This window comes from Erwinia sp. BNK-24-b (genome assembly GCF_047456155.1).
Taxonomy (GTDB): domain Bacteria; phylum Pseudomonadota; class Gammaproteobacteria; order Enterobacterales; family Enterobacteriaceae; genus Erwinia; species Erwinia phyllosphaerae.
In genome coordinates, this window is record NZ_CP179901.1 from 2,608,485 (window position 1) to 2,634,852 (window position 26,368).

The following is a 26,368-nucleotide window of genomic DNA, read 5'->3' on the forward strand; positions in this document are numbered from 1 at the left end:
TTACGCCGCCTGCTTTTCGTACAGGAAATGCAGGATTTGCTGGCGTAACTGGTGGTAATGGGCATCGTTCGCCAGCGCGACGCGCGATCGCTGGCGCGGCAGATCGACCGACAAAATTTCACCAATCCTCGCGGCAGGCCCGTTGGTCATCATCACCACGCGGTCCGAAAGCAGCACCGCCTCATCCACGTCATGGGTGATCATCACAATGGTGGTATTCAGCTTGTGCTGGATGGCCATCACCGCATCCTGCAAATGCGCCCGCGTCAGCGCATCCAGCGCACCAAAAGGCTCGTCCATCAATAACACCCGCGGCTTCATCGCCAGCGCGCGCGCAATCCCCACCCGCTGCTTCATACCGCCTGACAGCTCGTCGGGGCGCTTGTCCGCCGCGTGGCTCATCTGCACCAGCGCCAGGTTGTGATCGACCCAGTCACGCCGCTCTGCCCGGCTCTGCTGTTTAAAGACCTGATCGACAGCCAGCGCCACGTTGTCACGCGCCGTCAGCCAGGGCAGCAGCGAATGGTTCTGAAACACAACGGCCCTTTCCGGCCCTGGCCCGGCGATTTCGCGGTTGTCGCACAGCAGCACGCCCTGGGTCGGCAGCGTCAGTCCGGCAATCAGGTTTAACAGCGTGGATTTACCGCAGCCGGAATGGCCGATCAGGCTGATGGTTTCGCCCGGGGCGATAGCCAGGCTGACGTTGTCGAGCGCCAGGAACTCACCCTGCGCCGTACGAAAACGCTGGCTGACCTGTTGGATAGCGATAACGGGCGTCATTATTTTTCCTCCTTGCGGCCGCTCTGCCAGCTAAACTGGCGCGCCAGCAGCAGCAGCGCCTGTTCCAGCAGCAGGCCGACGATGCCAATCACGCCGATGGCGATCAGGATGTGTTCTACGTTGAGGTTGTTCCATTCGTTCCAGATCCAGTAACCGATGCCCATGCCGCCGGTCAGCATTTCTGCCGCCACGATCACCAGCCACGCCGTACTGATCGACAGCCTGACGCCGGTCATGATTGCCGGCAGCACGGCAGGAAACAGAATTTTGCGCATGATGGTGATTTCCGGGAGCTTCAGGACGCGCGCCACGTTGAGATAGTCCTGCGGCACGCCCCTGACGCCCTCGGCGGTATTGATGAGCATCGGCCAGATTGAGCAGATAAAAATCGTCCAGCAGGAAGCCGGCTCTGCACGCTGGAACAGGAGCAGACCGACAGGCAGCCAGGCCAGCGGACTGACCGGGCGCAGCAGTGCGATAATCGGATTAAACATGCGGCTCAGAAACAGTGAACGCCCCAGCAGAAAACCGCCGGGAATGCCTACCAGCGCGGCCAACAGAAACCCGGTGCCGACCCGCTGTAGCGAGGCAAGAATGTTCCAGCCGATCCCCTGGTCGTTCGGCCCGTTGTAGTAAAAGGGATGGGCAAAAATGTCCAGCGCCGCCTGGCCTGTCGCGAACGGTCCGGGAAAATCCGCGCGGTTTAGCGAGGCGATTTGCCAGATCAGCAGCAGCAGCGCGATACCGCAGGCCGCCGGAAACAGCTGCTGCACCACGGGACGCAATCTGCCCGGCGACCGTTTTTTTGGCGTTTTCAGCGTGATAACTTCCGCCTCGGTCGGCACGGTTTGCGCCGTCAGCGGGACAATGTGAGCCTGATTTTTCATTTTTTACCTCCGGAGTGAATGGCAAAACTGTCGGCATAGCGCGCGGGATCCGTGCCGTCCCAGACCTTGCCATCCAGCAGCGTGCTGCTGCGCATTTCGCTGGTGGGCAAGGCAACGCCCGCCGCTAAAGCGGCGTCGCGGTAGATATCGATACGGTTGATCTGACGGGCGACGGCCAGGTAATCCGGTGCTTCTTTCAGCAGTCCCCAGCGCTTTTGCTGCGTCAAAAACCACATACCGTCGGAAAGCCAGGGAAAATTCACGGCCCCATCGCCGAAAAAACGCATGGCGTGCGCGTCCTGCCAGCGTTTTCCCAGGCCGTTCTCATAGTGGCCCAGCATGCGGCCTTCGATAATGTCGGGCGCGGTATTGAGATAAGCGCGTCCGGCAATAATCTGCGCCGTCTCTTGACGGTTTTTTTCGGCGGCGTCGATCCAGCGGCAGGCTTCCAGCACCGCAGCGATCAGCGCACGCGCGCTGTCAGGGTTTTCTGTCACCCACTGTGCGCGGGTAGCGAGGATTTTTTCCGGATGATCCGGCCAGATTTGCTGTGAGGTTGCGGCAGTAAAACCCACGCCGGTAGCAATAGCGCGCTGGTTCCAGGGTTCGCCCACGCAGTAACCGCTCAGGCTGCCGATTTTCATATTCATCACCATCTGCGGTGGCGGCACCACCAGCGTACGGATATCCCGGATGGGATCGATGCCAACGCTGGCCAGCCAGTAATAAAGCCACATGGCGTGCGTGCTGGTGGGAAAAGTGTGGGCAAAGGTATAAGTTCCGGCTGGTGAAGCGGAAACGCTGCGCCGCAAACTCTCGCCGTCGGTGACGCCCGCCAGCTGACGGGAGAGCGTAATGGCCTGGCCGTTCTGGTTCAGCGTCATTAAGTTCGCCATTTCGTGCCGGCGTCCGGCCACGCCAAGCTGCAGACCATAGATCATGCCGTAAAGGGCATGCGCCGCATCCAGCTCGCCCGAAGTTAACTTATCGCGTACCGCTGCCCAGCTGGCTTCCTTGCTTAATTCCAGCTTAATGCCGTGCTTTATATCAAAACCTTTTACCGCGGCAATCACCAGTGGCGCGCAGTCCGTTAAGGGGATAAATCCCACGCGCAGGCTTTTCTTCTGCGGGCTATCCGTGCCGCCCGCCCAGGCGCTCATCCCCGGCAGCAAAAGACTGCCGCCCAGCAGCGCGCTACCGGCCAGGAATCGACGTCGGGTCAGCGGAAAAGCAGGTTTGCTCATCTGGCCTCCAGAAAACAAAAAAGGCGTCCGGCCGACATGCACGAAGCATGCGGCTGGACGCCTTTATCCGAAGCGCTTATCTGCCGCCGTTGGCCGATAAGCGCGCTATGTCTGGAAACTAGTGCAATGAGCGTGCCAGAAAAGAGTCATCACGCCAGCAGTACGGTAGCAAAACCGGCGCGTGCGGCTTAAGACGCGACGTGACGGAAAAAATTTAACGTTTAGGATGCAGCCCGGGTCATGTTGTTAACGGCATCTCAGTCTGCCTGAAGAGGCTTTCATGCCCTATAGTGAGGCAGAGTACGCACAACCTTTGTGCAGCTACTTATCCGGGACCAGGCGAAAAAACAGCCGCTACGGAGAGCAGCGCGCTGGCGATATCCGCCATGCGGCGGTTCTGATCCATCGCCATTTTACGCAGGCTTTGCCAGGCCTGCTCTTCACTCAGGCCGTGATGCTGCATCAGCAGGGCTTTCGCACGATCGATCTGTTTGCGGTCCTGTAGCGTGGCGCGCATGGCGGCCAGCTCGCTGTCCTGAGTTTGCAGCCGCTGGGCCTGCTCCTGCACCAGCCCCAGCACAAAACGGCCCAGCTGCGGCGTCAGCCCTTCCGTATCCAGCGCCTGCATCTCCTGCTGTAGCGCATCGCGTCCGGCAACATAGACGCTCCAGGCCGGATCGTTATCAAACCGCGCCAGCTGCTGTTCCAGCGTGTCCGGCTGGTCGGCCGGGGATTCCGCCAGCCGGATACTTTCCCGGCAGCGCTGCATAAGCTGCTGCGCCAGCCGGTCTTCCAGCTCTTTTAGCTTATCGATGCGTTGGGTCATCAACTGATACCAGCCGGGCGCCAGTCCGCTGTCTGCCGTCGCGGAGACGCCGCGCGTGCAGGCAATGCGCCGCAGGCGTTCGATGTCGCCGCTTTCTTCTTCAATCTGCCGCCAGCGCTGCACCATCTCTGCTCCGGCAAAGCGGCTGAAGCTGGCAAAGCAGCGCTCCTGGGCCGCGATCAGCGCCACCATCTCTTCGCTTTGCGCGACGGTGAAAGCGCCCGCAGCATAGCCCGCAGACCCTACCGCCCGCTCCTGGCCAGCCAGCTCTTTTCCCTGCATAAAGCTGAACATCGCCACCAGGTTTCTGGCCACGCCGGGATCGCTGGCGCTGTCGATGGTTTCAAACCCCAGATTAAGCAAGTGGCGAATAATCTGGCTAAAGCGCGCCATTGCCTCCGCATGGTTAAGCTGCAGCTGCTGTATCTGTTGTCGTAGCGCGGGTAACGCCTCCAGGCCATGCAGCGCGGCGGCAATACGATTGCATAAGCGGCTTTGCCCGGCGTCAGACGCCTCCTGCTGCGGCAGAGGCGGCAATCTGGCGATAAACTGTGCTATCGCTTTGCCAACCTGACGCTCCCGGTCGGGTAGCTCTTTGCCAAACAGGCTGCCTTGCGAGCAGATCCAGATATTGCTGGCTCCGCGCTCGCGCTGTAGTTCATGGATCAGCTGGCTCAGGGCCGCCGTCATTTCGCCAGTGTGCAGCAGCTTTTTTAATCCGGCTAACTCGCACCGTCGCGAGGCCAGCAGCCAGCTAAAGGCAGAGGGAATAGCGCACGTCATGCTTGCTCCTTGCAGAACAGAAAAAAGAGAACAAGCAAAATTCGTGCAGATTGTTCCGCTAAACTGTTAAGGGAATGTAAGGCCGCCTGCGGGCGCGTCGCGTTAATAACATGTTGCGAGGACTATCGCAATTGTTCCCATTCTCAAAAGCGTCATGTAGACTAAATACAAATTTTATCTTTCTGTAAAACAGAATGATTTTTATGTCATCACCGCCCTGAGGCGCTCAGGACATAAAGAGTGGAATTTCGCTGTCCCCACTGACGATATTCACGAGGATCAATGTGAAAACAAGCATCGCGTTAACCCTGCTGGCAGTCCTCACGCTGTCAGCCTGCAAGGCTCCGGCTCCTCCGGTGACGGATGATACCCTGGTTACGTCCAACGTGGATGGCGTAGCGCTAACGCATCGCCACGCCGTGCATGCGCCGCAATCTTTTACGCCCGTCAATGAAACCTATCGCGCGCTGTACAACGCTTCCGTTATGACCAGCCCGGACTTTGGCGGTAAGGTCGTGCGCTATCTGGAAAACGGCAAGCCGTTTATGGTGCTGGGCGAAGTAGAAAATCACTGGCTGGCTATTGCCGAGGCAGAAGCCGAGCCGTCAGCGGACCAGCAGCCGGACGCGCAAAAATCGCCACAGCTGATTGGCTATGTGCCTTTTAAAGCGGGCGTAAAAAGCGATCTCTACGACGCGACGCTGCGCAGCGATCGCCCTCGTCCGCGCAAGACAAAGAAAGTCTGCGTTGACGTAGGCGGCCAGAGCAAAGCCTGCCGTAATAACGATACGGCCACCTGGATTCTGGAATAGGCCCGTGAAGGCTAAACCTCCGATGAGAACGCCCAGCGCCTGCCTGCCAGACGCCATAAAGCTGAGAAAGTAAAGCCTGATGACCCTGGAACACCATGCTGACACGCCTGTCTTTGTCAGCCAGGAAAACCCGTTGCTTGTTGCGGCTGCGCCTTTGCTGAATGCAATCGTGCAGATCCGCCTGGCGGCAACGCATGACGATCCCGCTGGCCTGCGTCAACAGCTGGTTGACGAGATCCGTCAGTTTGAAGCCCGTTGCAAACAGGCCGGTTTGCCGTTCGATATGATTATCGGCGCGCGCTACTGCCTGTGCAGCGTGCTGGATGAAGCGGCGGCGCAAACGCCGTGGGGTACGCGTGGCGTCTGGTCCGGCAATGGCTTACTGGTTACGTTCCATAACGAAAGCTGGGGTGGCGAAAAGGTTTTCCAGCTGCTGTCACGCATCTCCCAGACGCCGGTTCAGCATTTGTGGCTGCTCGAGCTCATCCATTATTGCCTGCTGTTAGGTTATGAGGGACGCTATCGTGCGGTTGAACAAGGTCGGCTGCAGCGTGACGCCATCAGGACGCGGCTGGCCCAGCTGATTGCGGATACCCGAGGTGAACAGCCGCAGATGCCGCAGCCGCAGCCGCTCTCGCCGGCCAGCCAGCATCTGCTGTGGCGCCCGCCGGTGCCGCTGTGGGCCAGCATTGCGGTTGCCGCCTTTATCGCCTGCCTGATTTACTCCGGCCTTAACTGGCGGCTGGGCAACGCTGCCGAGCCGCTGCTACGCGCCATCTGGCAAACGCCGCTGCCGGGCAATGAAATTTCCCGCAGCAGCTCCGCTCAGGCGCTGCTGGATCTGCGGCAAAGGCTGGACGATCTGATCGCCGCGCGCCAGCTTGACGTGGCGGATGGCGCTAACGGCAGCAAGGTTATTATCGCCGCCGACAAGCTTTTTGGCCCTTCGGGCAGCGATCTGCTGCCCGAAGGCCGGGCGATCGTTACCCGCGTTTCGGCGGCCATGGACAATATCAAAGGCACCGTGCTGGTCAGCGTTTACACCGATAACCGGCCCGTGCGCTTTGCGCATTTTGCTTCTAACTATGAATATTCGCTTGCCCAGGCCCACAGCATCAGCGCACTGATGCGTCAGCAAATGCTGGAGCCGGGCCATTTGATCCGCAGCGAGGGCCGTGGCGATAGCAATCCTCTGTTGCCTAACGACAGCAGCGAAAACCGGGCGCGCAACCGCCGGGTTGAAATTATCCTGTTCCCGGCCCCTGAAGTGCAATCCAGCGCGGGGAAATCCTGATGTCTTCCATATTTACTACCCTGTTTTCCAGCCGCCTGCTGTGGGGCTTTCTTGGCATAACCGCGTTCAGCGCGCTGATCTGGATTGCCGGTCCGCTGCTGTCGATCAACGACATTCACTGGCTGGAAAGCAGCATCAACCGTCAGATAGCTATCGGCCTGTGCTACTTTTTGTGGATCCTGTTCCAGCTGATCCCACAGCTCTATCGCGCCTGGTTTAACAACAAGCTCCTGAATAATCTCCAGCAGTTTAGCGTCGAGCATGCTGAACAGGCGGCGGCGGAAGAGTTGCTCAGCGCGCTGTTCAGCGAAGCGGCCACGCTGCTGAAAAAGACCCATTTTCCCGGCCAGCGCCAGAAACGGCAGCGTGGCTGGCTACAGCGTTTCAGCTCCCAGTATCTTTACCAGCTGCCCTGGTACATCATCGTCGGCGCGCCGGGCGCAGGAAAAACCACGGCCCTGATTAATTCCGGACTGGAGTTTCCGCTTGGCGAAACGCTGGGCAGAAGCGCCCTGCGCGGCGTGGGCGGCACGCGCCACTGCGACTGGTGGTTTACCAACGAGGCCGTGCTGCTGGACACTGCGGGACGCTATACCCTACAGGAAAGCCAGCGGGCCAGAGACGCCAGCGAATGGCAGGCGTTTATCCAGCTGCTGAAGCGCTATCGCGCCCGCCAGCCGATTAACGGCGTCATTATGACTATCAGCGTGGCGGATCTGTTAAGCGACTCCGCCGATGTTCGTATCGCCCAGGCCAAATCCCTGCGCAGCCGCATGGCGGAGCTACATCAGCAAACCGGCATCCATTTTCCGGTCTATGTCATGGTGACCAAAACCGATCTGCTGAAGGGCTTTATGAGTTATAACGGCACGCTGGATAAAAGCCAGCGCGACCGTATCTGGGGATTTACCTTTCCCTGGAGCACGGACAGCGCCAGCGAAGTCTCTACGGCCGCGCTGTTTGACCAGCAGTTCCGCGAACTGTCGCTGCGTCTGCAAAACGACTTATCCGTTAAGATGGCGAAGGAAAACGATTTAACCCAGCGCGCCGACTGCTTTCTTTTTCCGCAGGAGTTCGCCTCCTTGCGTCCGCTGCTGGCTGAATATCTCGATATCGTTTTTAAACCGGAAAAAGGTGAAATGCCCTGGGCGGCGCGCGGGCTGTTTTTCACCAGCGGCACGCAAGAAGGGTTACCTTTTGACCGCATCATGGGCGAGCTGACGCGCAAGCTACAGCTGCCGCTGGCGTCCAGCCACTCGATTGCCAGCTGGGATACCGTGCACCGCAATGCGCCAATCCCGGCCAATAAAGGCCAGAGTTATTTTATCCATTCCCTGCTCAGCGATCTGATTTTTCAGGAAAGCGGCCTGGCGGGCAGCGACAGGCTCTGGGAGCGCCGCAACCGTCTTTTACACTGGACGGGCTACGCGTCTGTGGGACTGGCCTTGCTGCTGGCAACGCTTCTCTGGAGTACCAGCTATTATAAAAATCAGCACTATTTGCAGCAGGTTGCCGATCGTTTGCCGCCGGTAGACCAGCAGGCGCAGAAGCTGTTGCGTAACAACAACGGGAGCATCCTGGATCTGCTACCCTTCTTAAATAGTCTGGTGGCCCTGCCGCAGAGCGACAGCTTTTCGCTGGAAGATCCGCCGTTAAGCATGCGTGCGGGTCTTTACCGCGGCGACCAGATTAACGCGGCCGCGCAGGGCTTTTATCAGAATGCGCTGAAAACTTTGCTGCTGCCGCGCGTCGCGCAAAACATCACGCAGACCTTGCGTAATGATAAAGGCGAAGACAGTGATTTCAGCCGTAATGCTCTGCGCGCCTACCAGATGCTCTATCAGCCGCGCAGCTATGATGGTGAATTTTTACGTGGATGGGTGATGCAGAATTTACAGCGTACGCTGCCCGCCAGCGTAACGACCCGACAGCTTCAGCAGCTTGACTGGCATCTGAGCCAGCTGCTGGACAGGCAGATCCAGACGTCGCCGTTTGCCCGTGATAATACGTTGATCATGAGAAAAATGGCGCTCGATCTGAATAATGCCCACGCCGTCGGCAAAACGGCCGCTGTTTTTGCTCCGTCGTCTCAGGTCACGACTAACTAGCCGGAAGGGTCATTATCATGCCGGAAAAAAATGAGCTGGGTTGGTACGGCAAGCTGCCGGGTACCGGCGATTTTTTGCAGCGCCGCATCCCTGAGCGCGTGGTTGCCAGCTGGTCAAACTGGTTTCAGCTGGGTTTATCGCACTGGTATCAGCATGGCGACGGAGTCAGTGAGCTTTTCAGCCGTGCGCCGGTCTGGAATTTTGCGCTGCCCGCGACGCTTGGCGTGCAGCGCGTGCAGATTGGCTGCCTGCTGCCGTCGCGCGATCGCGTTGGCCGCAGCTGGCCTTTGCTGGCGCTACAGAGCGTGCCGGTCAGCCACTGGCATCCGGCGCAGTTGGCCGTCTCGGGCGACTGGTTTCAGGCGCTGGGCGACACGCTTTACCAGGCCGTGACCAAAACCCTGACGCCCACCCAGCTGGAGCAGGCGCTGCTGAACCTGCCGCCGCTTTCCCAGCCCGACACCGGGCGTTCAGATATCATGGATGTTATCGGCTATCAGGATCTTCCCTGTACGCTGGCCTGGCATGAGGTGGCCAGCCGCTTCGACCCGATGCGCTATACCAGCTACTGGTGGACTAACCAGAGCGACGGCTATCCTTTAGCCAGCCATAAACACAGCGGTAATCTGACCGCGCAGCTATTTTCACAGCTATTCGATCCGGCCGCCGTCGCGCAGCCGGGTCGACATGGACTCTATCCACCCATGTTTGAATAGGGTTATTTTATGGCCCCGGCTTTCAGGAAAAGCGCATGCGATTTACCATAATTGAGAGTAAAACCGACGCGCCCGTGACGACCCGTGACTTTGTGCCGCCCGGCGGCACCATAGGACGTAGCGTTGATAACGATCTGGTTCTGCCGGACAGCGAACGTGCCATTTCCCGCCTGCAGGCCGTGGTTCACGTTGCCGGGAATGGCGAATGCCGCCTGACCAATCACGGCAGCGTGATTGCGGTTTTACATAACCATGCGCCGCTGGCGCGCGGTAAGCAAATTTTGCTGCAGCATGGCGATATGCTGGGTATCGGCGATTATCAAATTGCGGTCAGCGACCCGACTCGCAAGCAGGAAGCCGCGTTTAGCGACGTCGACCCGCTGGCGCTGTTTGGCAAAAATCAGCATTTGCCGGAAGATCCTTTAGGCATCCTTAATGAGCAGATGCCGATTATCACGCCGCCGCCGGAGCGAGAAGCGGCACACGTACGCCAGCCGCAAAACCGGCAGAGCGACGCCCGTTTAGATATCGATCCCGTCGCCCGCGAGCTTCCTCATGCAGAAAAGACCGCCGACGAAGGAAACGAGCAGCGGCTGCTGGCGGCGCTGATGGAAGGCATGGGGCTGGAAAGCGGGCCGGGTAAGCCGCCTTTTACCGAAGAGCAGATGCGCATCACCGGCAGAATGCTGAGCCTTTTTTCTCAGGGAACCGTTGCCCTGCTTTCATCAAGATCGATTCTCAAGCGCGGCGTGAAGGCCGAGATGACTATGATCCTTAACGAGGCCAATAACCCGTTTAAGATCCTGCCTTCCGGCAAAACGGTGCTGATGCAGATTTATCAGAGCCAGATGCCTGGCTTTATGCCGCCGGAGCAGGCGGTACGCGACGCGCTGGTTGACTTGCAGGCGCATCAGCTGGGCATGATTGCCGGTATTCGCGCCATCATCGCGGCCATGCTGCAATCTTTTAATCCGCAGCGGCTGGAAGACCACGCACGCCGCGACGGCAATCTGCCACGGATAGGCCTGAAACCCGTAAAAAAAGCCGCCCTGTGGGACTATTTCTTACGTCATTATCAGAACACGTCAGGCGAAATAGAGGACGATTTTCACACTCTTTTCGGTGATGCTTTTCTCCAGGCCTATGACATGGAAGTGAATCAGTACAAGGATTCACAAATCAGACCGGAACAAGAATGAAGATAAATTATGCCGCCACGTCGCAGACGGGCGCTCGTGAGAGCAATCAGGATGAAACCGGCGCATGGGCTGGCGACCATTGCGCCTGCTTTCTGGTTTGCGATGGGGTGGCCGGCACGGCCGGTGGCGGCGAGGCAGCCCGCATTGCCCGTGACGTGCTGATGGAAAAGATAGACGATCGCCCTTTTACGCCCTGCGACAGCAAAAGCCTGATAGAACAGGCACAAGAAGCGATTCGCCAGGCGCAGAAGAAAAATCTGAATTTTAAGCAGATGAGTACCACGCTGGCGGCCCTGTTTATTGACCGCGATCGCCAGCTGGCCTGGTGGGCGCACGCGGGCGACAGCCGCATTTACCACTTCCGCCGCGGCTTTATTCATGCCGTGACCAGCGATCACAGCCTGGCCCAGCAGTTAAAAGAGGCCGGCGTAGATAATTCCGGCATTAACAGCAACTTACTCTATAATGCACTCGGTACGGAGGTTGTGCAGTCCGCCAGCTACAGTGAAGTGACGCCGCTGGAAGATGGCGACGCTTTTCTGGTCTGTACGGACGGCTTCTGGTGCAGCCTGAAGGCGAGCGAAATGGAACAGGCTTTGCGCATGGTCAGTTCGCCGCAGGAGTGGCTGGCGCTGATGCAGAAAGCGATTTGCCGCAGCGACCCGAACGACAATTTAAGCGCGGTGGCCGTATGGGTTGGCTCACCGCAGGATACTACCCTGTTACAATCGATGGCGGACTCTACTCGCTTTCTCCCATCGCGTGATTAACCAAGGAACGTTATGAAATTCTGGTTGCCGGCTCTCACCCTGTTGTTTGCAACCGCCGCTCAGGCGGAAGATTACCGCGTGGTTTACTCCCCCAGCCTGGCGCTGGAGGTGTTTATCGACAACGTGGAAAGTAACGCGCCAAAAGACTGGTGTCAGGAGAGTATCCATCTGCGTATCGTTTCAGGGAAAAGCAAAGAGTCGAGCGTGCTGAATAATTTTTTACCGCGCGTGGGCAAGCTGCTGAATAACCAGTGCGGTAAGCTGGACGAACTGCCGTGGCGGATGGCTAACGAAGCCGGTTCCGTGCTGGCTTCCGGCACCGCTTCCAGAGAGCAGAACTGGCGCCCTATCGTTATCGCTGACGGCACGGCAACGGCCACCGCCAGCAATGCCGAACCATTGGATCTGTCGCAACCGGCCAACAACGCGCCGCTCCAGCATTTTGACCTGCCCGGCGGTTGTCACTTCCGCACCTGGTGGGACGAAAAAGGCCAGTCGCTGTTTATCCCTGATGCGAAGCACATGAGCTGCTCAACGGAAGGCTGGCTGGAAGGCAAAAGCGAGCTGCTGCTCGCCAGCGGCGGTAAAACCCAATCGATTGCCGTACAGTTTTATCAGGGGCTGCCGTTACGCAATCTGCATCCGGCTGGCGGCCAGCTGACCATCGTGGCAGCCAATAACCAGCGGCTGGTGGTCAGCAAAAAAGATGCCCCGGACAGCTGGCTGCTGCTGACGTTCAACCCTTTGCTGCACGTCTGGTCATTTGAAGGCACGCTGCTGGTAAAAATGAGTAAAAGCCAGGCCGCCGATCCGCTACAGCTTAAAAGCCGCGTGGAAGCGCTGCGTAAAAGCTGGAGCAGCCTGGCGGATCCACAAACTAAAATTAATGTGCTGCTGGTAGATGACCTGCATGCAGACCTGGCCGATCCGGCTATTGGCGCCTGGCGCACTGTTAACTGACCCTTTCTCTTACCAGAGAAAGGCCGTTAGCACTTAGAGAGTGTTTACTATGTCGGCAAACGATAATAAAAGCGTGCCCAACGCCCTCCCGGCCGGGCACCGCTTCAATGAATTTGAGATTAAAGAGGTCATCGGCGGCGGCGGCTTCGGCATTGTCTATCGCGCCTGGGATCACCTGCTTGAGCGCACCATCGCTATTAAAGAATATTTGCCCGTTTCGCTGGTCTCGCGGGATGAGAAACTGACGATTACGCTGCGCGGCGAACGCTATCAGAAACTTTTTGCCGCCGGTTTAAACAGCTTTATTCAGGAAGCCCGCCTGCTGGCGCGGTTCAACCATCCCGGACTGCTGCATGTTCTGCGCTTCTGGGAAGAGAACGGTACCGCCTATATGGGCACGCTCTATTACAGCGGCATGACGCTGAAAGAGTGGCAGCTTGGCAGTCCGGAAACCGTCACCGACGCGTGGATCCGTCAGCTGCTGCCGCCTTTGTTCGGCGCTATCGACACCATTCATCAGGCTGGCTATCTGCATCGCGATATCTCGCTGGATAACATTCAGATTCAGGATAACCAGCTGCCGGTGCTGCTGGACTTCGGTTCCGCCCGTAAAACTATCGGCAACCTTTCTGACCAGACGGAAATCATGCTGAAACCCGGCTATGCGCCGATTGAGCAGTACAGCGAGGAGAGCGACAGCGACCAGGGCCCCTGGACGGATATTTATGCGCTGGGTGCCGTACTGCACACGCTGGTCACGGGAAGCCCGCCGCCGGTGAGCGTGGTGCGCTGCATCGAAGACCGCTACCAGCCGCTGGCCCAGCTTCGCCCGGAAGGATTTTCGTTACCGCTGCTGAACGCGATTGACCGCGCGCTGGCCATGAAGCCGCAGGATCGTCCGCAGTCGGTTGATGAATTTGCAGCGCTGATTGCGCTACCGGTCAGCACGGTAGAAGAACTGGTCAGCAGCGTCACGATAATGCCGGAAGAGCCTCCCGCGCTCCTGCAGGAAGAGCCAGAACGTCCGCCGGAGCAGCCGCCGATTATTATCGCTCCCGCTTCGGCCAGCGCGGAGTATGCTTCCCTGCGTCATCATAAGATGGCAAAGCCTCTGGCTATCGCTGCCGGTATCGCCGTACTGGCGCTGGTGGGATTAGGCATAGCCCTGACCCGTGATAACAGTTCGTCACAGGTCGAACCTTCTGCCGCCGCCGGTAATGAGAGCAATGCTGCGCCTGTGGCCAGCAGCAAGCCGGCAAGCGCAACCGTAGCCGCAAACCAGCCGATGATTGCTACGGTTTATCTGAAGCTGGCCAGTGGAGAAACGGTGGTGCTGAACGGCTCGCCTGTCGAGGTGAAGCCGAACATCAGCGGCTATGCGTCGCTTAACCTGGCGGCCGGACATTATAAGATTGAAGTACATTCCGCCACGGGTACGGTGCGCAATCAGGAGCTTGATATCGATAAGTCGGGAACCTGGCTGATTAATCCGGGTTCCTGAAGCCGGGTTAGCCAACCAGATCGTTGTGGTATTCCTGAAGATCGCGTACACGCTGCACCAGATCGGTAAGGCATTCGTCATACAGACCGCGTCTTTTCAGCTCCTGTTCCAGCGAGAAAAGATATTGCGCATTGGTACCCAGCGGGCCGCTGGCCTGGGCTATCAATGGCGCAATGGTCTGTGGGCAAGAGTCGGTTTCATAAAGTTCATGGCGCGGATCCATGACAAACGCCAGCGCCGTTACGCTACGCCCGTCGTCAAGCGCCAGCTCGCACCACGTTGGCAGATAGCAGCCGGTCACCATTTCTCGCTTCCAGAGCAGCCCCAGCTCTTCGTGCAGCTTCTCTTCCGGCAGACGAAACGCCAGACCGGTGGTGGCACCGCCCTCTTTCAGCGCCAGCATGCGGCCAGGCTGCTGCGCGGTTCCCCGACCAGCGGTTAAACGCAGGCAAAAGGCCCGATGCCAGCCGCTTAGCGTGCCTTGCGCCACCTCGTCCGCTTCAAATACCGGATTCCACATCAGTGAACCGTAGCCGAAAATCCACACCGGCTTGTTATCGGGACGGCAGGTCAGCGTAGCCGCCAGGGAAGCCGCTCGCTGCTCGCTGGTCCATAACAGCGATTCCTCGATGGCTCCAAAAGCTGTTTTGCAATCCGCTTTTAACAGGAAATCTCTTGTTAACATTGAACCTCTCCGCTGCTGCCCATTCCCTGCTGCTGATAAAAAAATAGAAGGATCGCGCCGTTACGCTTTTGTGACAATATGCCATTTAAGGCGTTGCGATCAAGGCTACAGCGCGTTTCAAAAGTAAAATTAAGCGTAAATTTATCATCGGCCTGATAACGAAAAACTTCAGCGCGCGCGTGATTAAACCACGCGCGGCGTCAATAAATGCTCAATAAAAAACCGCTTTGCGGGAGGGGGCTTAAGCCGATGGCTGCTGGTAAGGGAAAAGAAAGCGGAGCAATAGCGGCGCTGGTATCAGCGTTTTTTATGCCACTTGTCATCGTCACCTTTTTCATACTGATGTTTCACCGCAGCCCAGGCGACCTTGTGCGCCACTTCTTCGCGTGACTCATCACCCCGGCGATCTTTCTTCTCTTTGTATTCGTCCCAGGCGCTGTTAAAAGCTTCCTGATAAATATCCTGGGCGTGGGCTGGCAGTACGTTTTTAACGCTGTCTGGCAGCGACGATCTTGAGTCGTATGGCATTGTTTATCTCCTGGTTATCCGATTTTATAAGCCTGGAACAAAATAGCCGACGTTGCCAGCTACAAATTTTCACCTTCTTCAGCGAAGAACCTGATAATAACAATTATTTCCGCTATCTATATCGTCAATAAACCGCATTATACCGCGCATTTCTGGCGCTTTAATTTTTAAATAATGCATTAAATACAATAACTTAAATGTAATAGTCTCTATAATTGCGCACTCGGCCACTTTATCATTGCAACAGGTAAAATCGTGTAAAGTTTACCACCTGTTAACCTTGCTACCGTTACACTGCTATCGCTTGTTATATAATCAACTAATAATGCGATTTCGCCTGTTGTCAGGCCGCTGGCCAGAAAAGGAAATAAGCTTATGAGTGCGCATGAAAGCGTCAGAACACGCCATAAAGAATCCTCTCTTGTTTTACCGATTGCAGCCCTGGTTATCTTATGGTTTTGGGGCGCTTCTGAATCCTTACCGGTGGTTATCGCTATCAACCTTATAGCGCTGGTCGCCATTCTTAGCAGTGCTTTTAGCGTGGTAAGACACGCCGACGTGCTTGCTCACCGCCTGGGTGAGCCTTACGGCTCGCTGATCCTGAGCCTTTCCGTAGTGATTCTGGAAGTCAGCCTGATTTCGGCGCTGATGGCTACCGGCGATGCGGCTCCGGTGCTGATGCGTGACACGCTCTACTCTATCGTGATGATCGTTACCGGCGGCCTGGTGGGCTTTGCGCTGCTGCTCGGCGGACGTAAATTTGCTACGCAATATGTCAATCTGGCTGGCGTAAAGCAGTATCTGATCGCTATCTTCCCGCTGGCCGTGCTGGTGCTGGTGTTTCCCAACGCGCTGCCGGGAGAAAACTTCAGTGCCGGCCAGGCGCTGCTGATCTCTGCGATTTCAGCGGCTATGTACGGCATTTTTTTGCTGATCCAAACCAAAACGCACCAGAGCCTGTTTATTTATGAGCATGAGGATGAAGGCGACGACCCGCAGCACGGCAAACCTTCGGCGCACTCCAGCATCTGGCATACCTGCTGGCTGCTGGTGCATCTGATTGCCGTTATCGCCGTCACCAAGATGGACTCCAGCACGCTCGGCTCGCTGTTGACGACGCTGAATGCGCCAGAGCAGTTTACGGGTTTCCTGGTGGCGTTACTGATCCTGTCGCCGGAAGGTCTGGGAGCCATTAAAGCCGTGCTGGCTAATCAGGTGCAGCGCGCGATGAATCTCTTTTTCGGCTCCGTGCTGGCCACCATTTCGCTGACCGTGCCCGCCGTCACCATTATTGCTACGTTAACGGGCCAGGAGCTGGTATTCGGGCTGGAGCCACCGCATATGGTGATCATGCTGGCTTCGCTGCTGCTGTGTCAGATTTCGTTCTCTACCGGCAGGACTAACGTGCTGAACGGCGCGGCGCATCTGGCGCTGTTTGTAGGTTATCTGATGACGGTGATGCTGTAATGCGCTGATGGCAAGGATGCTGTAATGCTCTGATGGCAAGGATGCTGTGATGCGCTGATGGCAAGGATGCTGTGATGCTCTGATGGCAAGGATGCTGGAGAGAATGCGTCGTGAACACTACGTTCAGGCATGGCGGGAAGGCAAAGGGATGACTGAAAACAGCAGGCCAGCGCCGGAACGGCGGCTGGCCTGCTGTTTATCAGCTGCTGGTATCCAGCGCCGGGAAGGCGGCTGGCCTGTTGTTTATCAGCTGCTGGTATCCAGTGCAGGGAAGTTCTTCACCAGGTCATCAATCGCTTTCATCTGCGCCAGGAACGGCTCCAGCTTGTCCAGCGGCAGCGCGGACGGGCCGTCGCATTTTGCGTTGGCCGGATCCGGATGCGCTTCGATAAACAGACCGGCCAGGCCGACCGCCATACCGGAACGCGCCAGCTCGGTAACCTGACCGCGACGGCCGCTGGAAGCGGAGCCAAACGGGTCGCGGCACTGTAGCGCGTGCGTCACGTCAAAAATCACCGGGCTACCGTTAGAAACCTGCTTCATTACGTTAAAGCCCAGCATATCCACGACCAGGTTATCGTAACCAAAGTTGGCGCCGCGATCGCACAGGATAACCTGCTCGTTGCCGCCTTCCGCGAATTTCTCCACGATGTTGCCCATCTGGCCAGGGCTAACAAACTGCGGCTTCTTCACGTTGATTACCGCGCCGGTTTTCGCCATCGCTTCAACCAGGTCGGTCTGGCGCGCCAGAAACGCAGGCAGCTGGATAACGTCAACCACGTCGGCTACCGGCTGCGCCTGGCTTGCTTCATGAACGTCGGTAATGATTTTCACGCCGAAAGCCTGCTTCAGCTCCTGAAAAATCTTCATGCCCTCTTCCAGACCCGGCCCACGGTAGGAGCGGATAGAAGAGCGGTTCGCCTTGTCAAAAGAGGCTTTAAACACGTAAGGGATGCCCAGCTTCTGGGTCACCGTGACATAGTGTTCACAGATACGCATGGCGAGATCGCGGGATTCCAGCACGTTCATGCCGCCGAACAGCACAAACGGCAGATCGTTTGCGACCTTGATATCGCCAATGCTAACCACTTTTTGTTTCATGTCTTCGCCTTATTCTTCAAAAGGATACAGATTAGTGCAGCGTGATCTGTTTTTGCTCAATCGAGTGAATCTGTAGTTTAATCATTTCGCTGACCGGATCTTCCGGGCATTGCTCAACAAAATAGGTCAGATCGCTTAACGCCACGTGCTCGCAGTCCAGCTGCGCAAAAATCAGCCCGCGATCGCGAATTTCATAAGGATCTTCCGGGTCCATATTGATCAGTACCTGGCTGACCTGCAGCGCCAGCTCCATCTGCTTCTCTTCCATCAGCGCGGCTTTCAGCGTGTCCAGCATCTTGTTCAGCACCAGCTGCGGTTCGGCTTCCTGCAAATCGTCGTCATAAAGCTCTGCAACCGGGCCGATATTGCCCTTCAGCCAGACTTCCAGCGTATGTTCGTCCAGCGTTTCGCCGTTGAATGGATTGATCAGCCACATCTCTTCGTCAATCCAGTCGGCACGCAGGATTAGCTGCGTAGGGAAAATTACCGGCATCAGCGGCAGCGACAGCTGGCCCGCAATATGCAGAAAAATGACTCCCAGCGACACGGCGGTGCCCTGACGCGTTTTCAGCACGTTATCCAGCCACAGCGTATCCGAAAGCCGGTAAACGCCGCTGGCACCGCCAAATCCCCACTGCTGCCAGAACAGTTCAATCAGCTTTTCCAGCTGCAGGTCCTGCTCCAGCTGCGCCGGGATCGTGGCGCGAGCCTCTTCGACCAGCGCCGCCAGCTGCTTTTTTACGCCTTCAGCAGGAAAATCGGGACGGATGGCCAGCGTGGCCGCAATCACCGCCTCGCACAGCGGGGTCGCTGTGTCTTCATCAGTTGCTATCGACGTCATACATTCCCCAACAATGGCATTTTTGTGGTGGCCAGGTGATAAACTACCACCAGCGTCGCGGCCGCCACGATAAAAGCTATCCAGCGCACTTTTTGCGCGCGTGGTTTGCGCCCGAGTGCAATAAAACCGAGCGCGATATAGATAATAACGCCAAACAGCTTTTCAGTCAGCCAGGCACCTTGCGGTGTAAAGGGATAAAAGTGCGTGATTGCCACCAGCAAAAAGCCCGAAAGCAGCAGCAGCGTGTCATTCACATGCGGCACAATGCGCACCCAGCGCTTTTGCAGCATTGCCGAGCCGCTTTGTAACCAGAAAAAACGCAGCAAAAACATCGCGGCGGTAATCGTTACCGTCAGCAGATGCAGTGTCTTAACAGAACCGTACCATTCAGCCATTATTTTTCCCTCATTCAGGGTTTTTGTGCGTAAGTAACGCGATCGTTGCCGCCATAGTCCCGGCAGGTCGCGACGGCGGAAAAGCCCTGGTCGCGCAGGATGGCCTGCACCGCCTGCGCCTGTTGCCAGCCGTGTTCCAGCAGCAGCCAGCCGCCGGGCAGCAGCACTTTTCCCGCTTCAGCCGCGATGATTTTAATATCGGCCAGGCCTGCGTCCGCCGCGACCAGCGCGCTCAGCGGCTCAAAACGCACGTCGCCCTGCGCCAGATGCTCATCGGCTTCATCAATATAGGGTGGATTAGTGACGATGACGGCAAAGCGCTCGTCGGCCAGCGCGCTGAACCAGTTGCTCAGGCGGAAGGTGACGTTAGTGATACCTAGGCGCCGGGCATTGTGCTGCGCCAGCTCTACGGCAGCCGGAATACGATCGACCCCGGTGACCCGGCAGTCGGGGCGCTCACTGGCAATTGCCAGCGCTACCGCGCCGGTGCCGGTGCCCAAATCCAGAATGGCGACGGGCGCGGCAGGCAAACGGGCCAGCGCCTGCTCTACCAGCAGTTCGGTATCCGGCCGGGGGATAAGCGTATCGGGGGAAACGCTGAGCGGCAGCGACCAGAATTCACGCTCGCCGGTCAGGTATGCAATGGGTTCGCCGTTGATCCTGCGCGCCAGCAGCGAGGCCAGGCGCTCCTGCTCCGCCTGCGTCAGCGGCGTCTCATCAAAGGCGATTAGCCAGCTGCGGGACTTGCCGGTCACAAATCCCAACAAAATTTCCGCATCTCTTTTTGGGCTTTCACTGCCCAGCTGCGAAACGGCTTCCTTAAGCCACTGCCTGATTTCCATTACTCCTGCTCGGACAGCGCGGCCAGCTGGTCAGCCTGATATTCCTGTACCACAGGCTCAATCAGCATATCCAGCTTGCCCTGCATCGCCTCATCCAGACGGTAAATAGTCAGGTTGATACGGTGGTCGGTGATACGGCCCTGCGGATAGTTGTAGGTGCGGTTGCGATCGGAACGATCGCCGCTGCCCAACAGGTTACGGCGAGTGGACGCTTCTTCCTGCTGGCGTCTGGCGATTTCCGCCGCACGGATACGTGAGCCCAGCACGGCCAACGCTTTGGCTTTGTTTTTATGCTGTGAACGCTCGTCCTGACATTCAACCACGATGCCGGTTGGCAGGTGAGTAATACGAATAGCTGAATCGGTGGTGTTAACGTGCTGACCGCCCGCGCCCGATGAGCGGAAGGTATCAATTTTCAGGTCGCTCGGGTTGATGTCCGGCAGTTCGGCTTCCGGTACTTCCGGCAGAATAGCGACGGTACAGGCAGAAGTATGGATACGGCCCTGGGACTCGGTTTCCGGCACGCGCTGCACGCGGTGTCCGCCGGATTCAAACTTCAGGCGGCCATAGGCGCCGTCACCGATAATTTTCGCGATCACTTCTTTATAGCCGCCGTGCTCGCCTTCGTTGGCGCTCATCACTTCCACTTTCCAGCGGCGGGATTCGGCATAGCGGCTATACATGCGGAACAGATCGCCCGCAAAAATAGCGGCCTCGTCCCCACCCGTTCCGGCACGAACTTCTACATAGCAGTTGCGTTCGTCGTCAGGATCTTTCGGCAGCAGTAAAACCTGTAGCTCCTGCTCCAGCTGCTCGCTGGCCTCGCGGGCCTCTTTCAGCTCTTCCTGCGCCATATCGCGCATTTCCGGATCGTTGAGCATCTCTTCAGCGGCGGCGATATCGTCCTGGTTCTGCTGCCATCTGCCAAAACACTGGCTGACGTCGGTCAGCTGAGCATATTCACGCGACAGCGCGCGAAAACGCTCCTGATCGGCAATCACGCCAGCATCGCCCAGCATCGCCTCAACTTCTTCATGGCGTTCCTGCAAGGCTTCCAGTTTGGCAACAATAGAAGGCTTCATTGGTGTTCCCTGTAATCAAAGAGGTAAAAAACGTTACAGCCCGAGGCCGTCGCGTAAAATCTGCAGGCGTTCGTCATCGCCGTCGCGGGCGGCCTGCTGAAGGGATTTGGTCGGCGCGTGGATCAGCCGGTTGGTCAGTTTGTGCGCCAGCTCGCGCAGGACGGCCTGGGCATCCGCGCCCTGCTGTAGCGCCGCCAGCGCGCGCTCTTCCAGTTCGGCGCGAACCTGGTCGGCCTGAGAGCGGTATTCACGGATAGTTTCGCTGGCGCTTTGCGCGCGCAGCCAGGACATAAACTCGCCGCTTTCCTGCACGACGATAGTTTCTGCCTGTACCGCAGCCGCTTTACGCTGCGCCATATTGCTTTCGATAATCGCCTGTAGATCGTCCACGCTGTAGAGGTAGGCGTTAGGCAGCTTGCCCACTTCCGGCTCGACGTCGCGCGGCACGGCGATATCCACCAGCAGCATCGGCTGGTTGCGGCGCTGCTTCAGCGCGCGCTCGACCATTCCTTTGCCGATAATCGGCAGCGGGCTGGCGGTAGAGCTGATAATAATGTCGGCTTCTGCCAGACGGGCGTCGATTTCCGCCAGGTTAATGACTTCTGCCCCTACTTCGTCCGCCAGCTTCTGCGCACGTTCGCGGGTACGGTTAGCGATAATCAGCTTTTGCACTTTGTGCTCGCGCAGATGACGCGCCGCCAGCTCGATGGTTTCCCCCGCGCCGACCAGCAGTACGGTGACGGTCGACAGCGATTCAAAAATCTGCCGCGCCAGCGTACAGGCCGCAAAGGCGACGGAAACGGCGCTGGCACCGATTTCGGTTTCCGTGCGTACGCGCTTGGCTACCGAGAACGATTTCTGGAACATTCTCTCCAGCTCACTGGAGATGGTGTGGCCGCGATGCGAGTCCGCGTAAGCTTTTTTCACCTGGCCTAAAATCTGCGGCTCGCCCAGCACCAGCGAATCCAGACCGCTGGCAACGCGCATCAGGTGGCTGACCGCCTCATTATCGTGGTGCCAGTAGAGGCTTTTGCGCACTTCATCGGCGCTGAGCTGATGGTAGTCGCACAGCCATTTCACCAGCTGCTCCTGCAGATTCTCCTGCTGCTCGACGCTAAGATATAACTCGGTCCTGTTACAGGTAGACAGCACCACGCCGCCCTGCACCAGCGGCTGAGCGAGTAAGCTGTCAAGGGCCTGATCGAGCGTATCCGGCGAGAACGTTACGCGTTCACGCAGAGCCACAGGTGCCGTTTTATGATTTATTCCGAGTGCCAGCAAGGTCATGGTGATTAGGTCTGGGAGATCCCACTGTTGATAGGGTTTTGTGAGGCGCATTCTACAAGATGCGCGAGATCAAGAAAAGCCACATTCGCCGTTCACTGCGATTGATATGGCTATTAAGCACGAAACAGGACAAATTGAGCATTGACGCCGTCTTCCCCGGTAGCTAGCTTAAACGGTTAATTTGCGCGAAAGCGCCTGAACGGAGTCTGAGGAGCCTATCCCCTATGTTAATGAAGAGCACGATGCGTCTTCTCCCGCTTGCCAGCATACTGCTGGCAGCCTGTAGCGTTAATAAACCGCAGGGGCCTGGCGCCAGCGTGACCTCTCCACAATGGCAGCAGCATCAAAAAGCCGTGGAAAAAATTACCCAATACCAGACGCGAGGCGCCTTTGCTTACCTTTCTGACAAACAGAAAGTATACGCGCGCTTCAACTGGCAGCAAACCGCGCCGGATCGCTACCGTCTGCTGCTGACCAACCCGCTGGGCAGCACCGAACTGCAGCTGGATGCGCAGGGCAGCGTGGTACAGCTGGTCGATAACAAAGGTAAACGCTACACCAGCAACGATGCCGAAAAGATGATTTCGCAGCTTACCGGCATGGACATCCCACTCGACAACCTGCGTCAGTGGATGATGGGCCTGCCTGGTGACGCCAGCGACTACTCACTGGATGACAAGTACCGCCTGCGCACGGTCAACTACAGCCGCGACGGCCAGCAGTGGGCCGTTACCTGGCAGGGCTACGATGAAAAACAGCAGCCTGCCCTGCCTTCAAATATGGAACTGCGCGAAGGCGAGCAGCGTATCAAGCTAAAAATGGATGGCTGGACAGTTAAATGACGGCCGTTGTTGACCAGCACATCGCTAAGTGGCCCGCGCCCGCTAAGCTTAATCTGTTTCTCTACATTACCGGTCGCCGGCCTGACGGCTATCACGAGCTGCAAACGCTGTTCCAGTTTCTGGATTATGGCGACACGCTTAGCATTCAGCCGGACAGCAGCGGTGTTATTACCCTGCTGACGCCGATTGCAGGCGTGCCGGATGAAGAGAACCTAATCGTTCGTGCTGCAAAAATGTTGCAGGCGCATGCCAGCGAGCATGGCAGGCTGCCGGAAAACGCCGGGGCCGCTATCGCCATTGAAAAACGCCTGCCGATGGGCGGTGGTTTGGGTGGCGGCTCTTCCAATGCGGCCACGGTGCTGGTGGCGTTAAATCACTACTGGCAGACCGGCTTTAGCTTTGCAGAGCTGGCGAAGCTGGGCCTGGCGCTCGGCGCGGACGTGCCGGTGTTTGTGCAGGGCTTTGCCGCCTTTGCCGAAGGCGTTGGTGAAACGCTGACGCCGGTGACGCCCGAGGAGAAGTGGTATCTGGTCATTCATCCCGGCGTGCATATCTCTACGCCGGTGGTCTTTAACGACCCGGAGCTGATTCGCGATACGCCCCAAAGGGAAATCAGTGAGTTATTAGCGGCAAAATACCGCAATGATTGTGAGCCAGTAGTAAGAAAACGTTTTCGCGAGGTTGAACAGCTCGTTTCCTGGCTGCTAGAATACGCGCCGTCGCGCCTGACAGGAACCGGCGCTTGTGTGTTTGCAGAATTTGACACCGAGCACGCTGCCCGTCAGGTGGCTGAGCTTGCTTTGAAAAAGTGGCAGGGCTTTGTTGCGCGAGGCGTTAACGTTTCGCCGCTGCACCGCTACCTTTCAACGCAATAAGAGCTGTGGTGACCGCCTCAACCTGTTCCTGAGGCGGCACCGCACTCGATTACACCCGTATGAACCCGTCAGCGGTATACCGCCCAGTGCCGTTGACGACGATGTTCATTCTCTGGACGCAAAGCCTGAGGTTCTTCTCGTGCCTGATATGAAGCTTTTTGCTGGTAACGCCACCCCGGAACTAGCACAACGTATTGCCAACCGCCTTTACACTAGCCTGGGCGACGCCGCCGTCGGTCGTTTCAGTGATGGTGAAGTGAGCGTACAAATCAATGAAAATGTACGCGGTGGTGATATTTTCATCATCCAGTCCACCTGCGCACCTACCAATGACAACCTGATGGAACTGGTTGTGATGGTGGATGCCCTGCGCCGCGCTTCCGCTGGTCGTATTACCGCTGTTATTCCTTACTTTGGCTATGCCCGCCAGGATCGCCGCGTGCGTTCTGCCCGCGTGCCGATTACCGCCAAAGTTGTTGCAGATTTCCTGTCAAGCGTCGGCGTTGACCGCGTTCTGACTGTCGATCTGCATGCTGAACAGATTCAGGGCTTCTTTGATGTCCCGGTTGATAACGTCTTCGGCAGCCCGATCCTGCTGGAAGATATGCTGCAAATTGGTCTGGAAAACCCTATCGTGGTTTCTCCGGACATCGGCGGCGTGGTGCGTGCTCGCGCTATCGCCAAGCTGCTGAACGATACCGATATGGCTATCATCGACAAGCGTCGTCCGCGCGCCAACGTTTCTCAGGTGATGCACATCATCGGTGACGTGGCGGGTCGTGACTGCGTGCTGGTTGATGACATGATCGATACCGGCGGTACGCTGTGTAAAGCTGCTGAGGCGCTGAAGGAGCGTGGTGCGAAGCGCGTATTTGCTTACGCCACTCACCCGATTTTCTCTGGCAACGCGGTAGAAAACCTGCGTCATTCCGTGATTGATGAAGTGGTGGTTTGCGACACCATTCCTCTGCCGGAAGAGATCAAAGCGCTGCCAAACGTGCGTACCCTGACGCTCTCCGGCATGCTGGCTGAGGCAATCCGCCGCATCAGCAACGAAGAGTCTATCTCGGCAATGTTTGAGCATTAATCGGCGGGCGCTGACTGTTCAGCGCCCTGTCGTCAGCTTCCCGCTAGTGTTGGGGCGCTGAACAGAAAGCGGGACGGCTAACACCGTCCCGCTTTTTTTGGCTTTGCTATTCGTGCAGCTTATTACTGGTGATGACCATGATCTGACGCTCTGCGGCAGCGCTTGTCACCGTAGTGACGTACCCAATAATAGTGATCCGTAATCTTTTCTCGTCCGCTAAGACGCGCGCCTATCAGCCACATCAGCGCGCCGATAAAGATGCCAAAAATTGCGGCATTGGCCAGAACTTGCGGCAGATGAAGCTGCGGCAGCTGGTTAAGTACCGCATAGCCGATCCCTGCTATCACTATTGCCAGACCGAGCACCATCAGTGCGTTACCGGTTAAACTGACATGTTTACGTCTCATTTGTCACCTCCAGAAGTCAATGCCGTCCGTGCGGTTAGTACCATAAGTTTATGCAATGACTTAACGCTTCGTTGCGGAACAGATCACATTTACTGCTAAAAGTCTGACAAATCTTTACGCGCAGCAGATTGATTTTTCTATCGAAAACGTATTATCACGCCGGTGAACTATTGTGACCTCGCGCGCAGTTTTGAGTTCTGCTGCCGCTCTTAGTACACTAGCCGCCTTCCCTGTGGATCCCTTTAGGAAAACAAACAAGTGAGCAGCATTAAACTGATTGTCGGTCTGGCCAATCCCGGCGCGGAATATGCCGCTACGCGCCATAACGCGGGCGCGTGGTACGTCGATTTACTGGCTGAACGTCACAATCAGTCGTTAAAAGAAGAGAGTAAATTTTACGGTTATACCGCTCGTTTAAATATTGGCGGCGAAGACGTCAGGCTGCTGGTGCCCACCACCTTTATGAATCTGAGCGGCAAAGCGGTGGCTGCAATGGCAACCTTCTATCGGATTGCGCCAGAGGAGATTCTGGTGGCGCATGATGAGCTAGACCTGCCGCCGGGCGTGGCAAAATTTAAACAGGGCGGCGGCCACGGAGGCCATAACGGCCTGAAAGATATTATCAGCAAGCTGGGTAACAACCTGAACTTTCACCGTCTGCGTATCGGCATCGGTCATCCCGGCGACCGCAACAAGGTGGTTGGCTTTGTGCTGGGTAAACCTCAGGCAGCAGAGCAGACGCTGATTGATAACGCGGTGGACGAAGCGGCGCGCTGTACCGAAGTCTGGCTGAAAGAAGATCGGTTAAAAGCGATGAATCGGCTGCATAGCTTTAAGGGTTAGGCCTGCTCTGGTGCGAAAATTTTAATACCAGTGTAATAAAACTTTTTCCGGAGCCGCCTGTTGGTTTATCACTGATAAATCAACAGGCTTATTATTAGCAAATTCGAAAATTTTAATACGATGATTGGGCATATTTAGGGGTTGGTTATCATACCTTTCTAAATCAGCAATGCTTTTCAGTTTCTAAGAAAATATAAACACAACAT

At 57.0% G+C, this 26,368-nt stretch carries 26 protein-coding genes; 13 read left to right on the forward strand and 13 right to left on the reverse strand.

The features are described 5' to 3' along the window. From ACMGGR_RS11730 to ACMGGR_RS11745, 4 genes are all read right to left on the reverse strand, one after another. On the reverse strand, positions 1 to 780 hold the full coding sequence (locus tag ACMGGR_RS11730) for an ABC transporter ATP-binding protein (protein WP_414146948.1): 780 nt from the start codon (positions 778 to 780) through the stop codon (positions 1 to 3). Continuing rightward, positions 780 to 1,667 (reverse strand): nitrate ABC transporter permease, encoded by an 888-nt coding sequence (gene ntrB / locus ACMGGR_RS11735; protein WP_414146949.1) that lies wholly within the window; start codon positions 1,665 to 1,667, stop codon positions 780 to 782. The genes ACMGGR_RS11730 and ntrB overlap by 1 nt, the downstream gene beginning before the upstream one ends. Then, positions 1,664 to 2,911, reverse strand: a complete 1,248-nt coding sequence (locus tag ACMGGR_RS11740) for a CmpA/NrtA family ABC transporter substrate-binding protein (protein WP_414146950.1) — start codon at positions 2,909 to 2,911, stop codon at positions 1,664 to 1,666. Before ACMGGR_RS11740 ends, ntrB begins: the two co-directional genes overlap by 4 nt. A 325-nt stretch (positions 2,912 to 3,236) precedes the next feature. After that, positions 3,237 to 4,520 carry a nitrate- and nitrite sensing domain-containing protein gene (locus ACMGGR_RS11745; protein WP_414146951.1) on the reverse strand — a complete coding sequence of 428 codons (1,284 nt, stop codon included), beginning with the start codon at positions 4,518 to 4,520 and terminating at the stop codon, positions 3,237 to 3,239. A 284-nt stretch (positions 4,521 to 4,804) separates the two neighbouring features. Here ACMGGR_RS11745 and ACMGGR_RS11750 point away from each other — a divergent pair, with 284 nt between their 5' ends. The 8 genes from ACMGGR_RS11750 (at position 4,805) to ACMGGR_RS11785 (ending at position 13,880) form a co-directional block, all read left to right on the forward strand. Further along, positions 4,805 to 5,332, forward strand: coding sequence for an SH3 domain-containing protein (locus tag ACMGGR_RS11750; protein WP_246759071.1), 528 nt, complete (start codon positions 4,805 to 4,807; stop codon positions 5,330 to 5,332). Positions 5,333 to 5,411: 79 nt separating this feature from the next. Next, positions 5,412 to 6,626 carry a type IVB secretion system protein IcmH/DotU gene (gene icmH, locus ACMGGR_RS11755; protein WP_414146952.1) on the forward strand — a complete coding sequence of 405 codons (1,215 nt, stop codon included), beginning with the start codon at positions 5,412 to 5,414 and terminating at the stop codon, positions 6,624 to 6,626. Continuing rightward, entirely contained in the window at positions 6,626 to 8,734 is a 2,109-nt protein-coding gene (gene tssM, locus ACMGGR_RS11760) for a type VI secretion system membrane subunit TssM (RefSeq protein ID WP_246759069.1), read from the forward strand. The genes icmH and tssM overlap by 1 nt, the downstream gene beginning before the upstream one ends. Before the next feature lie 17 nt (positions 8,735 to 8,751). Next, positions 8,752 to 9,450 (forward strand): type VI secretion system-associated protein TagF, encoded by a 699-nt coding sequence (gene tagF / locus ACMGGR_RS11765; RefSeq protein WP_246759068.1) that lies wholly within the window; start codon positions 8,752 to 8,754, stop codon positions 9,448 to 9,450. A 35-nt stretch (positions 9,451 to 9,485) separates the two neighbouring features. Further along, entirely contained in the window at positions 9,486 to 10,649 is a 1,164-nt protein-coding gene (tagH, locus tag ACMGGR_RS11770; RefSeq protein ID WP_414146953.1) for a type VI secretion system-associated FHA domain protein TagH, read from the forward strand. Next, positions 10,646 to 11,419 carry a PP2C family protein-serine/threonine phosphatase gene (locus ACMGGR_RS11775; RefSeq protein ID WP_246759065.1) on the forward strand — a complete coding sequence of 258 codons (774 nt, stop codon included), beginning with the start codon at positions 10,646 to 10,648 and terminating at the stop codon, positions 11,417 to 11,419. Before tagH ends, ACMGGR_RS11775 begins: the two co-directional genes overlap by 4 nt. A 12-nt stretch (positions 11,420 to 11,431) precedes the next feature. Next, positions 11,432 to 12,379, forward strand: coding sequence for a hypothetical protein (locus ACMGGR_RS11780; protein WP_246759063.1), 948 nt, complete (start codon positions 11,432 to 11,434; stop codon positions 12,377 to 12,379). Between the two features lie 49 nt (positions 12,380 to 12,428). Beyond that, a complete protein-coding gene (locus ACMGGR_RS11785) occupies positions 12,429 to 13,880 on the forward strand; it encodes a serine/threonine protein kinase (RefSeq protein WP_414146954.1) in 1,452 nt (483 codons plus the stop codon). Between the two features lie 7 nt (positions 13,881 to 13,887). Here the strand turns inward: ACMGGR_RS11785 and ACMGGR_RS11790 are convergent, their stop codons facing one another. Together ACMGGR_RS11790 and chaB are read right to left on the reverse strand one after the other, a co-directional pair. Next, a complete protein-coding gene (locus ACMGGR_RS11790; RefSeq protein WP_414146955.1) occupies positions 13,888 to 14,565 on the reverse strand; it encodes a gamma-glutamylcyclotransferase in 678 nt (225 codons plus the stop codon). A gap of 297 nt (positions 14,566 to 14,862) precedes the next feature. After that, complete coding sequence (gene chaB / locus ACMGGR_RS11795; protein ID WP_246759059.1) at positions 14,863 to 15,093, reverse strand: putative cation transport regulator ChaB; 231 nt, start codon at positions 15,091 to 15,093, stop codon at positions 14,863 to 14,865. A gap of 375 nt (positions 15,094 to 15,468) precedes the next feature. Between chaB and chaA the strand changes: the two genes are divergently transcribed. Then, positions 15,469 to 16,560 (forward strand): sodium-potassium/proton antiporter ChaA, encoded by a 1,092-nt coding sequence (chaA, locus tag ACMGGR_RS11800; RefSeq protein WP_246759058.1) that lies wholly within the window; start codon positions 15,469 to 15,471, stop codon positions 16,558 to 16,560. A gap of 246 nt (positions 16,561 to 16,806) precedes the next feature. Here the strand turns inward: chaA and kdsA are convergent, their stop codons facing one another. From kdsA to hemA, 6 genes are read right to left on the reverse strand one after another with little or no spacing between them, the layout of a single operon-like run. Next, on the reverse strand, positions 16,807 to 17,661 hold the full coding sequence (gene kdsA, locus ACMGGR_RS11805) for a 3-deoxy-8-phosphooctulonate synthase (RefSeq protein ID WP_246759057.1): 855 nt from the start codon (positions 17,659 to 17,661) through the stop codon (positions 16,807 to 16,809). Positions 17,662 to 17,692: 31 nt separating this feature from the next. Beyond that, the gene (gene sirB1, locus ACMGGR_RS11810; protein WP_246759056.1) at positions 17,693 to 18,502 is read right to left on the reverse strand and encodes an invasion regulator SirB1; all 810 of its coding nucleotides are present in this window, start codon (positions 18,500 to 18,502) and stop codon (positions 17,693 to 17,695) included. Further along, positions 18,499 to 18,897, reverse strand: coding sequence for a SirB2 family protein (locus ACMGGR_RS11815; protein ID WP_246759055.1), 399 nt, complete (start codon positions 18,895 to 18,897; stop codon positions 18,499 to 18,501). Before ACMGGR_RS11815 ends, sirB1 begins: the two co-directional genes overlap by 4 nt. A gap of 14 nt (positions 18,898 to 18,911) precedes the next feature. Then, complete coding sequence (prmC, locus tag ACMGGR_RS11820; RefSeq protein WP_414146956.1) at positions 18,912 to 19,739, reverse strand: peptide chain release factor N(5)-glutamine methyltransferase; 828 nt, start codon at positions 19,737 to 19,739, stop codon at positions 18,912 to 18,914. Then, positions 19,739 to 20,821, reverse strand: a complete 1,083-nt coding sequence (prfA, locus tag ACMGGR_RS11825) for a peptide chain release factor 1 (RefSeq protein WP_246759052.1) — start codon at positions 20,819 to 20,821, stop codon at positions 19,739 to 19,741. Before prfA ends, prmC begins: the two co-directional genes overlap by 1 nt. 33 nt (positions 20,822 to 20,854) lie before the next feature. Next, the gene (hemA, locus tag ACMGGR_RS11830) at positions 20,855 to 22,108 is read right to left on the reverse strand and encodes a glutamyl-tRNA reductase (protein ID WP_246759051.1); all 1,254 of its coding nucleotides are present in this window, start codon (positions 22,106 to 22,108) and stop codon (positions 20,855 to 20,857) included. A gap of 224 nt (positions 22,109 to 22,332) precedes the next feature. Here hemA and lolB point away from each other — a divergent pair, with 224 nt between their 5' ends. From lolB to prs, 3 genes are all read left to right on the forward strand, one after another. Continuing rightward, positions 22,333 to 22,950, forward strand: a complete 618-nt coding sequence (lolB, locus tag ACMGGR_RS11835; protein ID WP_246759050.1) for a lipoprotein insertase outer membrane protein LolB — start codon at positions 22,333 to 22,335, stop codon at positions 22,948 to 22,950. Beyond that, positions 22,947 to 23,825 (forward strand): 4-(cytidine 5'-diphospho)-2-C-methyl-D-erythritol kinase, encoded by an 879-nt coding sequence (gene ispE / locus ACMGGR_RS11840; RefSeq protein WP_246759049.1) that lies wholly within the window; start codon positions 22,947 to 22,949, stop codon positions 23,823 to 23,825. The genes lolB and ispE overlap by 4 nt, the downstream gene beginning before the upstream one ends. 139 nt (positions 23,826 to 23,964) lie before the next feature. After that, positions 23,965 to 24,912, forward strand: coding sequence for a ribose-phosphate diphosphokinase (gene prs / locus ACMGGR_RS11845; RefSeq protein WP_124232585.1), 948 nt, complete (start codon positions 23,965 to 23,967; stop codon positions 24,910 to 24,912). Positions 24,913 to 25,034: 122 nt separating this feature from the next. Here the strand turns inward: prs and ychH are convergent, their stop codons facing one another. Then, complete coding sequence (ychH, locus tag ACMGGR_RS11850; RefSeq protein ID WP_414146957.1) at positions 25,035 to 25,319, reverse strand: stress-induced protein YchH; 285 nt, start codon at positions 25,317 to 25,319, stop codon at positions 25,035 to 25,037. A 258-nt stretch (positions 25,320 to 25,577) separates the two neighbouring features. Between ychH and pth the strand changes: the two genes are divergently transcribed. Further along, positions 25,578 to 26,162 (forward strand): aminoacyl-tRNA hydrolase, encoded by a 585-nt coding sequence (gene pth, locus ACMGGR_RS11855; protein WP_246759047.1) that lies wholly within the window; start codon positions 25,578 to 25,580, stop codon positions 26,160 to 26,162. The last annotated feature ends 206 nt before the right edge of the window (positions 26,163 to 26,368 follow it).